This is a genomic window from Bifidobacterium sp. ESL0819 (assembly GCF_052606245.1).
This window is the reverse complement of sequence record NZ_CP199587.1, coordinates 1810448-1824504: the sequence shown is the minus strand read 5'-3', so window position 1 is coordinate 1824504 and position 14057 is coordinate 1810448. Positions and strand designations below refer to the sequence as shown.

At 62.2% G+C, this 14057-nt stretch carries 11 protein-coding genes; 10 read left to right on the top strand and 1 reads right to left on the bottom strand.

Going from position 1 to position 14057, the window contains the following annotated elements; translation table 11 throughout:
- Positions 1-2 precede the first annotated feature (2 nt).
- On the top strand, positions 3-2498 hold the full coding sequence (locus ACUIAD_RS07690; RefSeq protein ID WP_445343242.1) for an ATP-binding cassette domain-containing protein: 2496 nt from the start codon (positions 3-5) through the stop codon (positions 2496-2498).
- Between the two features lie 106 nt (positions 2499-2604).
- On the opposite strand, the gene ACUIAD_RS07685 is transcribed toward ACUIAD_RS07690, so the two are convergent.
- Positions 2605-3225, bottom strand: coding sequence for a superoxide dismutase (locus ACUIAD_RS07685; protein WP_110452340.1), 621 nt, complete (start codon positions 3223-3225; stop codon positions 2605-2607).
- A 220-nt stretch (positions 3226-3445) separates the two neighbouring features.
- Here ACUIAD_RS07685 and ACUIAD_RS07680 point away from each other — a divergent pair, with 220 nt between their 5' ends.
- The 9 genes from ACUIAD_RS07680 to ACUIAD_RS07640 all read left to right on the top strand — a co-directional run bounded on the left by ACUIAD_RS07680 (position 3446) and on the right by ACUIAD_RS07640 (position 14033).
- The gene (locus tag ACUIAD_RS07680) at positions 3446-4366 is read left to right on the top strand and encodes a TrmH family RNA methyltransferase (protein WP_181414470.1); all 921 of its coding nucleotides are present in this window, start codon (positions 3446-3448) and stop codon (positions 4364-4366) included.
- A gap of 69 nt (positions 4367-4435) precedes the next feature.
- A complete protein-coding gene (gene pheS, locus ACUIAD_RS07675) occupies positions 4436-5503 on the top strand; it encodes a phenylalanine--tRNA ligase subunit alpha (protein WP_110452338.1) in 1068 nt (355 codons plus the stop codon).
- Positions 5504-5510: 7 nt separating this feature from the next.
- Entirely contained in the window at positions 5511-8117 is a 2607-nt protein-coding gene (pheT, locus tag ACUIAD_RS07670; RefSeq protein ID WP_445343241.1) for a phenylalanine--tRNA ligase subunit beta, read from the top strand.
- A gap of 25 nt (positions 8118-8142) precedes the next feature.
- The gene (locus ACUIAD_RS07665; RefSeq protein ID WP_445343240.1) at positions 8143-8751 is read left to right on the top strand and encodes a hypothetical protein; all 609 of its coding nucleotides are present in this window, start codon (positions 8143-8145) and stop codon (positions 8749-8751) included.
- 27 nt (positions 8752-8778) lie between these two features.
- Positions 8779-9363 carry a DJ-1/PfpI family protein gene (locus tag ACUIAD_RS07660; RefSeq protein ID WP_445343239.1) on the top strand — a complete coding sequence of 195 codons (585 nt, stop codon included), beginning with the start codon at positions 8779-8781 and terminating at the stop codon, positions 9361-9363.
- 108 nt (positions 9364-9471) lie between these two features.
- Complete coding sequence (gene argC, locus ACUIAD_RS07655; protein WP_110452336.1) at positions 9472-10566, top strand: N-acetyl-gamma-glutamyl-phosphate reductase; 1095 nt, start codon at positions 9472-9474, stop codon at positions 10564-10566.
- Entirely contained in the window at positions 10563-11732 is a 1170-nt protein-coding gene (gene argJ / locus ACUIAD_RS07650) for a bifunctional glutamate N-acetyltransferase/amino-acid acetyltransferase ArgJ (RefSeq protein ID WP_445343238.1), read from the top strand. Before argC ends, argJ begins: the two co-directional genes overlap by 4 nt.
- A 71-nt stretch (positions 11733-11803) precedes the next feature.
- Positions 11804-12751, top strand: coding sequence for an acetylglutamate kinase (gene argB, locus ACUIAD_RS07645; RefSeq protein ID WP_445343237.1), 948 nt, complete (start codon positions 11804-11806; stop codon positions 12749-12751).
- Entirely contained in the window at positions 12738-14033 is a 1296-nt protein-coding gene (locus tag ACUIAD_RS07640) for an acetylornithine transaminase (RefSeq protein WP_445343236.1), read from the top strand. Before argB ends, ACUIAD_RS07640 begins: the two co-directional genes overlap by 14 nt.
- Positions 14034-14057 lie beyond the last annotated feature (24 nt).

Genomic DNA, 14057 nt, shown 5'->3' with positions numbered 1-14057 from the left:
GCGTGGATCAGTGCATCCAGGACAATCCCTACCGGCCCGCGTCCTTGGAATTGCGCGGCTGGGGTTATCGGCATGCCTATCGCAACCACTTTGCTGTCAGGGATCTTTCCTTGAGCGTTCCTGCAGGTCAGCGGGTTCTGCTGCTGGGAGCCTCTGGAATCGGCAAGTCGACCATTCTCGAGGGTGTGGCCGGACTGCTGGGCGATCATGCCCCGCAAGCCGGTCAGAACCAGGTTGAGGACGATGAGGGCGGAGTGACCCGAGGCCAGGTCCTGATTGACGGCAATCCTGCCGCATCCAGCCGGGGACGTGTGGGCCTGGTCCTGCAGGATCCGGATGCGCAGGCCATCTTTCAGCGGCTGGGCGACAACGTGGCCTTCGGGCCCGAGAACATGGGGCTGCCCCGGGAGGAGATCTGGCCACGGGTGCGGCAGGCTATGGCTGAGGTGGGTCTGGCCGATCTGCAGCTGACCCGATCCACCTTGCATCTGAGCGGAGGGCAGATGCAACGTCTGGCTCTGGCTGGCGCCCTGGCCATGCAGCCTGGATTGCTCTTGCTGGATGAGCCCACGGCCAATTTGGATCCGGTCGGTGTCGAGCAGATTGTCGGCGCTGTCAGGAAGGTCCTGGAACGGCAAGGCTCCACTATGATTCTGGTCGAGCACCGGGCAGGGCCTTGGATGGACATGATCGACCGGGTCATCGTGCTTGGGCTGGGAGAGGTTGAAGGCGGCACAGGAGGATCGGGTGCCTCGGCCTATCGCAGGACTGTGATCATGGCCGACGGCAGCCCTGAGGAGGTCTTCACTGATCCTGGGCTGGACCTGGCCTCCCTGGGTATCTGGGTCCCTGAGGCCTTTAGGAGCGCCGAGGATTCAATCCCTGAGCTTGGATATGACCGGGTCCGGTCCGGGCAATCCGGTTCCGGTCAGGATGATCATCCCGTCCTGCTGGCTGCACGGGATCTGGCGGTGGGCCGTCAGGGCCGGGCGGTTGCCGAGCACATCGATCTGGAATTCAGAGCTGGGCAGGTCACTGCCCTGGTAGGAGCCAACGGGGCGGGCAAATCCACGCTGGCTATGACCCTGGCTGGTCTGCTGGAGCCCGTGGCTGGTTCGGTTCTTGCCCAGGATCGCCTGCTTCGGGGGTCCCAGGGAGGAACGCCTACGGAGCCCGATCCCATTCGATGGACGTCATCTCAGCTGGCGGCGCGCATCGCCTATGTCTTTCAGAATCCTGAGCATCAATTCGCCCGGGGCACGGTCATTGATGAGGTCAAGCTGGCTCCCATCCGTACCGGCATGACCGAGGACCAGGCCCAGGATCGCGCCTTGGAGCTGCTGAGCCGCTTCAGCCTGAGGCAGTATGCACGTGCTAACCCTTACACGCTCTCCGGCGGCGAGAAGCGGCGGCTGACCGTGGCTTCGGCTCTGGCTGCTGCGCCGCAGGTGCTGATTCTTGACGAGCCCACTTTCGGGCAGGACAGGAACACCTGGGTCAGCATGGCCCAGCTGATTGCGGACCTGCGCGACCAAGGAGCATGCATCGTTCTGGTCACCCATGACCGGGAGCTGGTCCAGGCCTTGGACGCCCGCCTAGTGGAGATGACGCCCCTAGGAGACCAGAAGACCGTCTGGCCTGCAGCTGGGTCAAATCCGCAGACTCGCCACCAGGCTGTTGCCGCCAGACTGACCGTCACGCCCATGGATCAGCGGGACGAGCCGGTCAAGCCGGCCAGCAGATCGCCCTATATAGCCTCCATCAATCCGGCCTTCCGTCTGATTGGGGCTTTTCTGGCAGCTTTGCCCCTGCTGATCAGCCTGGACCCGGTCTCGGCCACGACGGCCCTGATCCTGGAGTTCCTGCTGCTGGGCGCGGCAGGCTTTACGCCTCTGCGTGTGGTCAGATCCACCTGGCCCATCTTCCTGGGGGCGCCCGGCTCGGCCCTGGCGATCATCCTCTATGGCAAGAGCGGCGGCGCCACCTTCTGGCAATGGGGAATGATCCACATCACCCAGCGGTCCCTGGACCTGGCCTTGGCTACGGCGCTGCGGATTTTGGCCATCGGAATCCCCGCCATCATCACGGTTCTTGGAATAGACGCCACCGACCTGGCTGATGCCTTCAGCCAGGTGCTCCATCTGCCTGATCGCTTCGTCTACGGGGGGCTGGCGGGTATGCGGCTCTTCACTGTTCTCAAGGACGACTGGTCGGCCCTGACCGCCTCGCGCCGCAGCCGTGGACTGGGTGACGAAAATCATTTCAAGGCTTTCATGCCCCAGGCTTTCGCTCTGCTGGTTCTGTCCATCAGGCGTTCGACGACCTTGGCCACGGCCATGGAGGCTCGCGGATTCGGCGGCAGCACGCCGCGCACCCATGCCAGGGTCTCCCAGGTCAGACCACGTGATGCGGGCTTCCTGCTCATCTGCCTGGCTGTGCCCGCGATCTCCCTGACCATGGCTGCCATGACAGGCTCCATCGCCTTCTTCGGCAACTGACTGCCAGGAGTTCCGACAGACTCCAGACATGGACAGACCCCGGTCTTTCCTCTCCCGCAGAGGTGGGGAAGGCCGGGGTCTGCCAGTGGTTGGAAGCGCTGGTCTTTTACCTAGCCAGAGTGGTGTTGATGTTGCGCACCTCGTCGAAGCGCTTGGAGGCATCCTCCCAGTTGACGATGTGCCACCAGGCCTTGACGTAGCTGGCCCGGTCGTTCTGGTACTCCAGGTAGTAGGCATGCTCCCAGAGGTCCAGCAGAACCAGTGGGAAGATGGTGACGGGCAGGTTGCCCTGGTGGTCGTACATCTGCAGGGTGACCAGGCGCTCGCCCAAGGTATCCCAGGCCAGGACGGCCCAGCCGGAGCCCTGGATGCCGGCGCACATGGACTCGAAGTAGGTCTGGAAGCCCTGGAAGGACCCGAACTGGTCCTCGATGGCGGCCTTGAGCTCGCCAGTGGGCTCCTGGCCATCGGCCGGGGCCATGTTCTTCCAGAAGATGGAGTGGTTCTTGTGCCCGGCCAGGTTGAATGCCAGGTTCTTCTCCAGCAGGTTGGACTGAGCCACGTTGCCGGACTCGGCTGCATCGTGGATCTGTTCAAGGGCTTTGTTGGCCCCGTTTACATAAGCCTGATGGTGCTTGTCATGATGCAGCTCCATGATCTTGCCGGACACGTACGGCTCCAGTGCCGAGTAGTCGTAGGGCAGATCGGGAAGTGTGTATACGGGCATATCGTCTCCTCACAATGATTCTGGACAATCCAGATGTGCGATGGTCGGTCTGCGCCATACCAGCGACGGATGTGGTCGACCCGACCAGTCCTTTAACCCTAGCCTTTTGTCCGGTGAGCACAAGGGGTGCAGACCTTCCTTTCAGTGAACTTTCCCACAGATGCTGGCTCATTGAGGTCCGATCGCAGGGCTCTCGGCTGCCGGGGCTAGAGTTATGCCCATGCCCTTTGATGATTCCCTTCTTGACAATCCCCGTGCCCAACGAATTCGTCGTTTGGCTGAACTACAGGATCGGCGGGCCCGGCAGCGTCATGGCCGCTTCCTGATAGAGGGACCGCAGAGCGTGCGCGAGGCGGTCCGCTGGCGTCCTGATCTACTGACTGACCTTTATGTTCAAGCGGATGAATCCTCTTCTGCATCCCAGAGCGGTCATCCTCGTCCACTCAACGAGACCGTGGGTGCCATCATGCAACAGGCCCGGGATCTGCCTGACTGCTATGGGCACTTCGTCTCCTCCCGAGTCATGCATGCCGTCAGTGGCAACGCCCAGGGAATCCTGGCCCAGGCGCGTACTGACGGATTTCTGGCTCAGCCGAAGGACCTTGATGATTCCCGGCGTCTGACAGGGGAGAGCTTCGACCTGGTGGCGGCCTTCTGGCAGATCCGTGATCCAGGCAATGCGGGAACTGTCATTCGCGCCGCTGATGCTGCCGGCTGCCGGGCGGTCATTCTGGTGGACCAGTGCGTGGAACCCGCCAATCCCAAGGTCATTCGCTCCACAGCAGGTTCGGCCTTTCACATACCTCTGATGACCATGGGCACAGAGGACTTCCTGACCCTGTGCAGACGGCAGGGCCGGACCATGGTGGCGGCCGATGTCTATGGCACGCCGGACAAACCCGTCAGCTCCCTAACTGATTTGATGGCGAGCGATACCCTAGCCAAGCCAGACTCGACACGTCAGCCCACGGTCTTGCTCTTCGGCAATGAGGCACGCGGACTGCCCAATGAGCTGCTGCAATCCATGGATCAGATTGTCCGCATCCCTATTTATGGGCGGGCTGAATCCCTCAACCTGGCTACCTCGGCGGCAGTGCTGCTCTACGCCATGGCCATGTCGAGTCGTATTGAAAGAATGTGAAGGCGTCAACGACCGGGATTTCCGCTGATTTGCGGCCCGGACACGGCAATGGCAACAGTGGAAAGGTCCATGGTGGCACAGGTAGAATTCGACCCCGCGGCGATGACCGACGAGGTCCACGAGGGCATCGAAAGGATTCTCGAGGCCTCCGATCTGGAGGAGCTGAAAGCAGTCAAAGCCAGATATGCGGGAACAGGTTCAGCCCTGGCCGGATCCGGCCGGATCATTGGAACGCTTCCAGCGGATCAGAAGAAGACCGCCGGGCGTCTGGCAGGCAAGCTCAAGGCTGATTTCGGCCGTGCCTATGGGCTCAAGGAGCGGCAGTTGCGCCAGGAGGAGGAGTCCCGTCGCCTGGCTGCCGAGCAGGTGGATATGACCCTGCCGGTCAACCGCCGTCCCCAGGGAGCCCGTCACCCTCTGTCCAAGCTCATGGAGGACGTGGAGGACTTCTTCGTCTCCATGGGTTGGAGCATCGCCCAGGGCCCCGAGCTTGAGGCCGAGTGGTACAACTTCGATGCCCTCAACTTCGGCCCTGATCACCCTGCCCGCCAAATGCAGGACACCTTCTATGTCAAGGGCAGCCAGGCCAGGGATGCCGCCGGTTTCGTCGGATCCAACATGGTCATGCGCACCCATACCTCGCCCGACCAGGCCCGTTCCCTGATAACCCGCGGCGTGCCGCTCTACGTGGCCTGCACGGGCAGGGTCTTCCGCACTGACGAACTGGATGCCACCCATACCCCGGTCTTCCACCAGTGCGAGGCCATCGCCGTCGATGAACACCTGACCATGGCCGATCTCAAGGGCACCTTGGATAAGCTCGCCGTAGCCATGTTCGGTCCCGAGGCCCGGACCAGACTGCGTCCCTCATACTTCCCGTTCACCGAACCCAGCGCCGAGATGGATCTCTGGTTCCCCGACAAGAAGGGTGGGCCCGGATGGATCGAATGGGGAGGCTGCGGCATGGTCAACCCCAACGTTCTGAGGTCGGCCGGCGTGGACCCGCAGCGCTACTCGGGCTTCGCCTTCGGCGTGGGCATGGAGCGCACCCTGCTTCTGCGCCACGACATCAACGATATGCACGACCTGGTCGAAGGCGACGTGCGGTTCAGCCAGCAGTTCGAGATGGGGGAGTGACCGTCAGATGCCAATGGTAGATATCGACTGGCTCAAGGAGCATGTGCAGGTCCCTGAGGATCTGACCTATGAACAACTGGCCAAGGATCTGGTCCGGGTTGGTCTGGAGGAAGAGGACATTCATCAGTCCACGGTGACCGGCCCCATCGTGGTCGGCTATGTGGTGGATGCCAAGCCTGAACCTCAGAAGAACGGCAAGACCATCAACTGGTGCCATGTGGATGTGGGCGAGCAGTACAACGCCGTGGACGACCAGGGCCGAAAGGTGCCTCGGGGCATCGTCTGCGGGGCTCCCAACATGGCTCCTGGCGAAAAGGTGGTGGTGACCCTGCCGGGGGCCGTCCTGCCTGGGGACTTCCGCATCGAACCCCGCAAGACCTACGGTCATATTTCGGACGGCATGTGCGCCTCCGAGCGTGAGCTGGGGCTGGGCTCAGATCATCAGGGCATCATCCTGCTGCGCAATTACGGGTTCACCCCCGAGCAGTATGAGCAGCTCAAACCAGGGGACGATGCCATGGCCCTGCTGCATATGAACAAGCCTGTCCTTGAGATCAACATCACCCCTGACCGTGGCTACGCCTTCTCCTACCGGGGGGTTGCTCGTGAATACCACCACTCCACAGGCGCTAAGTACACGGATCCGGTGATTGAGCTGAACAAGACGGTGCCTGCCTCTGCAGCTCAAGAGGATCAAGCTCCGCTGGCCGTGCATGTTGAGGACGATAACCCTATTCATGGTCAGCCCGGTTGCGACCGCTACTATCTGCGTGCTCTGACCGGGTGCGATCCTAAGACTGCCACTCCCAGCTGGATGCGTCGACGGCTGGTGCGGGCCGGCATGCGCTCCATCAGCCTGCCGGTGGACATCACCAACTACGTCATGCTGGATCTGGGCCAGCCCCTGCACGCCTACGATCTGGACAAGCTCAGCGGGCCCATCGTGGTCCGCAGGGCCAGGCAGGGCGAGCGCCTGACCACACTGGACGGCAAGGATCGCGAACTCAGCACCGAGGATCTGCTCATCACTGACTCGCCCGAGGGCCAAGAGGGTTCCCGCATTCTGGGGCTGGCCGGAGTCATGGGCGGTCTGTACGGAGAGGTGACCGATCAGACGCAGAACATTCTGATTGAGTCCGCTCACTTCGACCAGGTGACCATCGCCCGGACCGCCCGTCGTCACAAGCTGCCCTCGGAAGCCTCCAAGCGCTTTGAGCGTGGGGTCGACCCGCAGATGCAGCCGGCCGCCGCAGCTATGGCCGCTGACCTGCTGCATCGCCTTGCCGGTGGTCAGGATCTGGATGCTCCGCTGGATATGGATCAGACCAAGCCCATGCCAGTTATCGACTTTGCCGTCAGCGAGGTGGCCAGGCTAACTGGACTGGACGTGGAACCCCAGCGCATTGTGGCCATTTTGCGTGATATCGGCTGTACAGTCCAAGGTGATCCAGCCGATCGGCTTTCGGTGACCCCGCCAACCTGGAGGCCCGACCTGGGCGAGGGCTGCGACCTGGTCGAGGAGGTGGCCCGCCTGGTGGGCTATGACCGCATTCCCGTCACGGTGCCATCGCCCAAGGTGTCAGGTGCGGTTGGCCTGACTGATCGTCAGCAGCGCCGTCGCTGGGTGGCCGACACTCTGGCCGAGTACGGGCTGACCGAGGTCCTGGATTATCCATTCGTCGGCGACAATGATTTTAAGGCCTTCAGCATGGACGCTGATGAGGTTCATGTCAACAGCGTGGAGCTGGCCAACCCCATGGCCGCAGACAGGCCCTATCTGCGGCAGAGCCTGTTGCTGCCGCTGGCCAACACCGTGGAGCGCAACCTGCGACGTGGCAACACGGATGTGCGTCTTTTTGAGATCGGCTATGTCTTCCGTCGCGACCCCAAGGCTCCTGCCGTGCCCACCCTTCCGGGCGGCGTGCGGCCCAGCGACGAAGATCTGGCTCGTCTCGACCAGGGGCTGCCAGGGCAGCGGCTGCATGTGGCGGCCCTGTTGACCGGCCACGCTCAGGAGGATGGCTGGCTCAAGGACAGCAGGGATGTGGACTGGACTGATGCGGTCGAATCAGCTCGTCGGGTCTTGAACAGGCTCGGATCTGCCTATCGGCTGGAGCAGCCGTCGGCCGAGCAGGTGCCCGACCAGTGGCATCCGGGCCGTACCGCTAGGCTGGTTCTCAATGACGGCACGCTTATCGGTATGGTGGGCGAGCTGCATCCCCGTGTTGATCAGGCTCTGGGCTTCCCTGCCCACTCAGCCGCCTTCGAGCTGAGTCTGGATTCGGTGCTTGACCATCTGGACTATAGCCCCCTGCAGGCCAAACCGGTATCGACCTTCCCGCCGGTTCATCAGGATCTGGCCTTTACTGTGCCTGACACGGTTTCTGCCGCCGACCTGACTTCCGCCATCAGAGAAGCGGCGGGGTCTAGTCTGGAATGCATCGAGCTGTTCGACGTCTTCACTGGCGATCAGATCGGTGAGCATGCAAAATCGCTGGCCTTCGCAGTCACCTTCCGCGCCCCGGACCGTACCTTAACGTCCGAGGACAGTGAGTCCCTGCGCAAAGCCATCGTTGACAAGACTGCGGGTCTGGGCGCCGTACTGCGCGCTTGACCGGTCATCAAAAGGACCGAGGAATATGACGGATTCTCAAGAACAGGGCACAGCCGGGGGACCCGACCGACAGGATCACGATGGCAGCGATCAGCCTCTGTACGGCGCCCGCGCTGATCGTTATCCAGGATGGAATCCCTATATCTACGGTCGCCCAGACCCCGAACCCAAGGCCAAGGAATCCGATTCGCATCAAGACAACCGCGCCAACTGGCCCATGCCTATGGCGGGTCAGCCGGGTCCCGGTCGCAGCGGAAATCCTGGCAATCCTCAGGCCCGTCCCGGTGTGCCCGGGTGGCCTCCCCAGGGCATGCCCGATTTGAACGATCCCTCCCAAAAGCCGGCCTACGGCCACTGGGATCCCTGCGCTATCATTGCCTTCCTCATGGCCCTCTTCTTGCCCATGCCTGTGATTCCCGCTTTGCTGGGTGGCGTTTCCATGTATCGGACCCGCCGACTGCATATGAAGGGTTATGGGTTGGCCATGGCTGCCCTGATCATCAACCTGCTCTTCACGCTGGCCTGGATATGGCTGCTGATCAACGGCATCTCACTGAACGACTTTTACCAGCAGATGATCCCGTCGCCCTCGACGGGTGGCGGCGGCTCCGGCTCAGATGGAGTCAGCGCCTGAGATCTATGAAGGGTCACTCATATGGGCATGGATATCAATATTGCCGTATTCGACGGGTTTGAACCCTTGGATGTCTTTGGCCCTTTTGAGGTTTTCATCAATACTGATGGCGCCCGGGTGCGGCTTTTCTCCTTGGACGGCCCTGGATTGAAAGTCGGGGAAGGCGGCGTCAGGGTCGAAGCTGTAGGACCCGAAGCGATTGATCCCAAGGGAGTTTTGCTGATACCCGGCGGTTCCGGCACGCGAACTCTGGTTGGAAATGACCAATGGATAGGGCAGCTGGCAGATCTGGCAGCCAGGTCGTCGCAGGTGATGACTGTCTGCACAGGCTCGGCTCTCTTGGCTGCCGCCGGTGTGCTCGATGGTCGGCGTGCGACCTCCAATGACTTGGCCTTTGACTGGGTCGTCAGCACAGGAGAGCGAGTGGACTGGACCAAGGATGCCCGCTGGGTGGTCGATGGAAAGTTTCGCACCTCTTCGGGTATCTCGGCCGGCATCGATATGGCCCTGGCCTTTGTGGAGGACACATGCGGGCCCGAGGCTGCGGACAAGGCCAGTACGCAGATGGAATACATCCGCAACCGAGATTCCGGTTATGACCCCTTCGCGTAGATGAAAGTGATGCGCAGCTCGAGAATATACATAGCGACACGCCGAATTGTATAAATATGCGTTTTACTGCATGAGTATGTATGATGGTGCCCGATGAAGGGAGCACTCATGCGGCAATACACGGTGGCTGTAGCAGGAGCTTCGGGGTATGCCGGCTCAGAGATGATCCGTCTATTGGCGGCACATCCAGCCTTTCAGGTATGTACAGTCACCGGTCATGGCTCGGCTGGTCAGTTGCTGGGGGAGTTCTCACCCAACCTTCCGGAGTCGCTGGCCTCGTTGCAGATTCAGGATACCGATCCAGAGATCTTGGCTGGTCATGATCTAGTTGTTCTGGCCCTGCCTCACGGGGCTTCGGGCCCCCTGGCCGAGCAGCTGGATCCGCAATCGCTGATGGTCGACCTGGGGGCTGATCACCGGCTGGAGGATCCGGGCGACTGGCAGGACTACTACGGCGGGCCTTTTTCAAGTCCGTGGACCTACGGGATGCCTGAATTGCTCAACCCGGGTGGCGGCCGTCAGCGTCAGTTGCTTGGACAGACTCGGCGGATCGCTGGTCCCGGCTGCAATGTCACGGCAGTTACTCTGGCCTTCCAGCCTGCTCTGGCCGCCGGACTGGTGCAGACTGCTGATCTGGTGGCCGACCTTGCTGTCGGTTACTCGGGCGCCGGACGCTCAAGCGGCAGAATGGATCTGCTGGCAGCACAAGCCATCAATTCAGCCCATCCCTATTCGGTCGGCGGCACTCACCGGCATATCCCCGAGATTCTGCAGAACCTGCGTAAGGCCGCAGTTGCGGATCAGAACCACGGGGGTCTTGGGAAACAACCCATCCGCCTGGGGCTGACGCCCATACTCGTCCCCATGTCAAGGGGGATTCTGGCTGTGGTCTCAGCCAAGCTGAGCGCGCGTGGACGGAGCATGGGGATGGCTGATATTCGTGCCGTCTGGGAAGAGATCTATGCCGAGGAGCAGTTTGTCGATCTGCTCCCCGAGGGCAGGCTTCCTTCCACGGCCGATGTGTACGGTTCCAACCGGGCCCAGGTCCAGGTCGCTGTAGACCAGCGCGCTGACCGCCTCTATGCTTTTGCCGCCATCGACAACCTGACCCGGGGCACCGCAGGCCAGGCCCTTCAGGCCGTGAATCTGGCCCTGGGTCTGCCCGAGGAGACCGGACTGACAACCATAGGAGTGGCACCATGAGCATCACCTATCCTGCAGGCTTCCGGACCGGCACCGCCATTGCCCATCGACCGGGAGGTTCACAGCGCCGAAACCTGGCCTTGGTCGTCAACAGCGGACCCATGGACACAGCTGTTGGGGTATTTACGCCCAATCGTTTCCGGGCCGCTCCGGTCATCTGGACCAGCCGAATCCTTGAAGAAGGCCATGCTGGAGCCGTGGTCATCAACTCCGGCAATGCCAACGCCTGCACGGGTCCCGAGGGCCTGGACCAGGCCAGGGCCATGGCCGAACGGACAGGAGAGCAACTGGGCCTGCCGACCAAGCGGGTTGCTGTCTGCTCCACCGGGATCATCGGTCATCTGCTGCATCTGGACTCCATATTGACCGGCATCGACCAGGCTGCCCAGGAGATGTCGGCCAGTCAGGAGGCTGGTGAAGAGGCCGCAAAGGCCATATTGACCACCGATACTTGCACCAAGACCGTGGCTGTGGACGGGTCTGGCTGGCGGCTGGGCGGCATGGTCAAGGGCTCCGGGATGATCGCCCCGCAGTTGGCCACCATGATCTGCGTAATCACTACTGACGCCATTCTGGAGCTGGAAGAGGCACGTCAAGCCCTGTTAAAGGCTTGCCAGCTCAGCTTCAACCGGATCGACGTGGACGGGTGCATGTCCACCAATGACACCGTCCTGCTGATGGCCTCCGGGGCCTCAGGAGTACGGCCTGATCCCGATCAGTTCCAGGAGAAGCTCGGTCAGGCCTGCGCGGATCTGGCCCATCGGATTGTGGCCGACGGCGAGGGCAGCAGGCATCGGATCCGCATCCGTGTGGATGGTGCCGAGAACGAGGATGCAGCCCTTGCCTGCGCCCGGGCGGTCTCCGGCTCCACGCTGCTCAAGTGCGCGGTGGCCGGTGAGGACCCCAACTGGGGCCGAGTGGTGTCCTCCCTAGGCACTGTGCCGGTTTCGACGGCGGCCTATGACCCGGCCCATGTGGATGTCAGCTTTAACGGCATCAAGGTCTGCCAGGGAGGTCGTCCCGGTCAGGACCCGGAGCTGGTTGACCTGCATGTGCCCGAGGTCCATATCGACATTGACCTTGGCCAGGGCGATAGCCAGGCCACGGTATGGACCGATGATCTGACCCACGAGTACGTGACCATCAATGCCGACTACCACACCTGACAGGAAGCCGGATCGTACACAGCGCCACGAGCCGCAGTAATCGGAAGATGGTTACAAGGAAGGGGAAGAGGATGGCGGAAGACGAGCAGGATGCCGAAGATGAAAAGGCCTTGGACGATGCCCGCAAGGCCCAGGTGCTTATCGAGGCCCTGCCCTGGCTGGAGGAGTTCGCCGGCCAGCGAATCGTAGTCAAATACGGCGGCCATGCCATGGTGGACGACCATCTACGGCAGTGCTTCGCTCAGGACATGGTCTTCCTGAGGCAGGTGGGCATGCATCCGGTGGTGGTGCACGGGGGCGGTCCGCAGATATCCCGTATGCTTCAGGCCCTGGGCATTCCCTCGGTTTTCCGCGGCGGCCTACGGGTGACCACCCCCGAAACCATGAAGGTGGTTCGGATGGTGCTGACCGGACAGGTAGGCAGGGATCTGGTCGGTGCCATCAATGCACACGGTCCCATGGCTGTCGGCCTGTCAGGGGAGGATGCTGGCCTGTTCAGTGCAGCCCGCCGTACTGGCATGGCGGATGGCAAGCCGGTTGATCTGGGCCTGGTAGGCGAAGTCGTAGGCGTGGATGCCTCGGCCGTCGAGGACCTGATCGATGCCGGGCGAATTCCCATAGTCTCCTCTGTGGCTCCTGACGAGCAGGATCCCACCCAGGTGCTCAACGTGAATGCCGATGCGGCCGCTTCGGCTCTGGCAGTAGCTCTGGGGGCACGGAAACTGGTCATTCTTACCGATGTGGAGGGACTGTACGCCAACTGGCCTCAAGTCGACTCCCTGGTCTCCAGCATCGGTGTGGACCGGCTGGAGGATATGTTGGAGGACATGCATGAGGGGATGCGTCCCAAGATGGAGGCCTGCCTGCAGGCCGTGCGCTCCGGGGTGGGCGAGGCCCACGTCATCGACGGGCGGCGACCGCATTCCATGCTCAACGAGATATTCACCCGCAACGGCATCGGCACGGTGGTTGTACCGGGCCAGGACATGATCATGAGGAGGAGCCATGACGAAGGCTGATGCACCTATGAGGACTCCCGAGGGGCCGCAGAGCAGTCAATGGGCAGACCGCTATGACCGCGTCCACATGCAGGTCTTCGGTCGGCCGGGCAGGGTCATGGACCATGGCCGAGGCGCCTGGATCTGGGACCTGGACGGCAATCGCTATCTGGACATGATGGCCGGAATTGCGGTCAATGCCCTCGGTTACGCCCATCCTGCTTGGAACAAGGCATTGGCAGAGCAGGCTGGAAAGATGGCCCACATCAGCAACTTCTTCGCCTCCCAGCCGCAGATTGAGCTGGCCGAACGACTGCTGGACCTGGCTCAGGCACCGGAGGGATCCCGCGTCTTCTTCGCCAACTCGGGGACCGAGGCCAATGAGGCGGCCATCAAGCTTGCCCGGCTGCATGGCGCACGCATGGGCGGGCATCCCGGCCGGATCCTGGCTCTGACCCATAGCTTCCACGGCCGCAGCATGGGCTCCTTGAGCCTGACATGGAAGCCGGCCATCCGAGAGCCCTTCCAGCCCTTGGTTCCGGGTATGGGCTTCCTGCCCGCAGAAGACGGCGAGGCTATAGAAGAGGCCTTCGCACAGGGGGAGACCTCAGGAGAGCCGGTGGCTGCCGTCATTCTGGAGCTCATCCAGGGAGAGGCCGGGGTGCTGCCGCTGAATCCTGACTACGTTCGGCAGGTGCGTGAGCTCTGTAGCCAGCATGGAGCCCTGATGATTCTGGACGAGGTGCAAACCGGCATGGGCAGGACCGGCCACTGGTTCGCCTTCCAAGACCAGAGCCTGTCCGGAGGCGCCTGCCCGGACGTGCTCACCTTCGCCAAAGGGGTGGCAGGCGGCTTTCCCATGGGCGGGATGATCACTTTCGGCTCTGGACCATCAGGTCTGCTGACCCCTGGCATGCACGGGTCCACCTTCGGCGGCAATCCCCTGGGATCGGCCCTGGCGCTGACCACCCTGGAGACCATCCAGCGGGAGGGTCTGCTGGAACGGGCGCGGGAGATGGGCGAGAGATTGCGCTCCGGCCTTACCGCCTGCGGCAATCCCCTCTACACCCAGGTCAGAGGCAGGGGACTGTTGGATGCGGTCCAGTTGAGCGCTTCTTGTGCCGGTGATCTGGCCTCCTGGGCCTTGAACCACGGGCTGATCGTCAATGCGGTGACCCCTGATGCCCTGCGTCTGGCTCCGCCTTTGATCATCCAAGCCGATCAGATCGACCGAGCCGTCGATATCCTGTCTAAGGCTCCGACCAGTCTCGCGGACAAGGGCTTGCGGCAGGATGATCAGTGAGATCAGCCATCAATGACGTACACG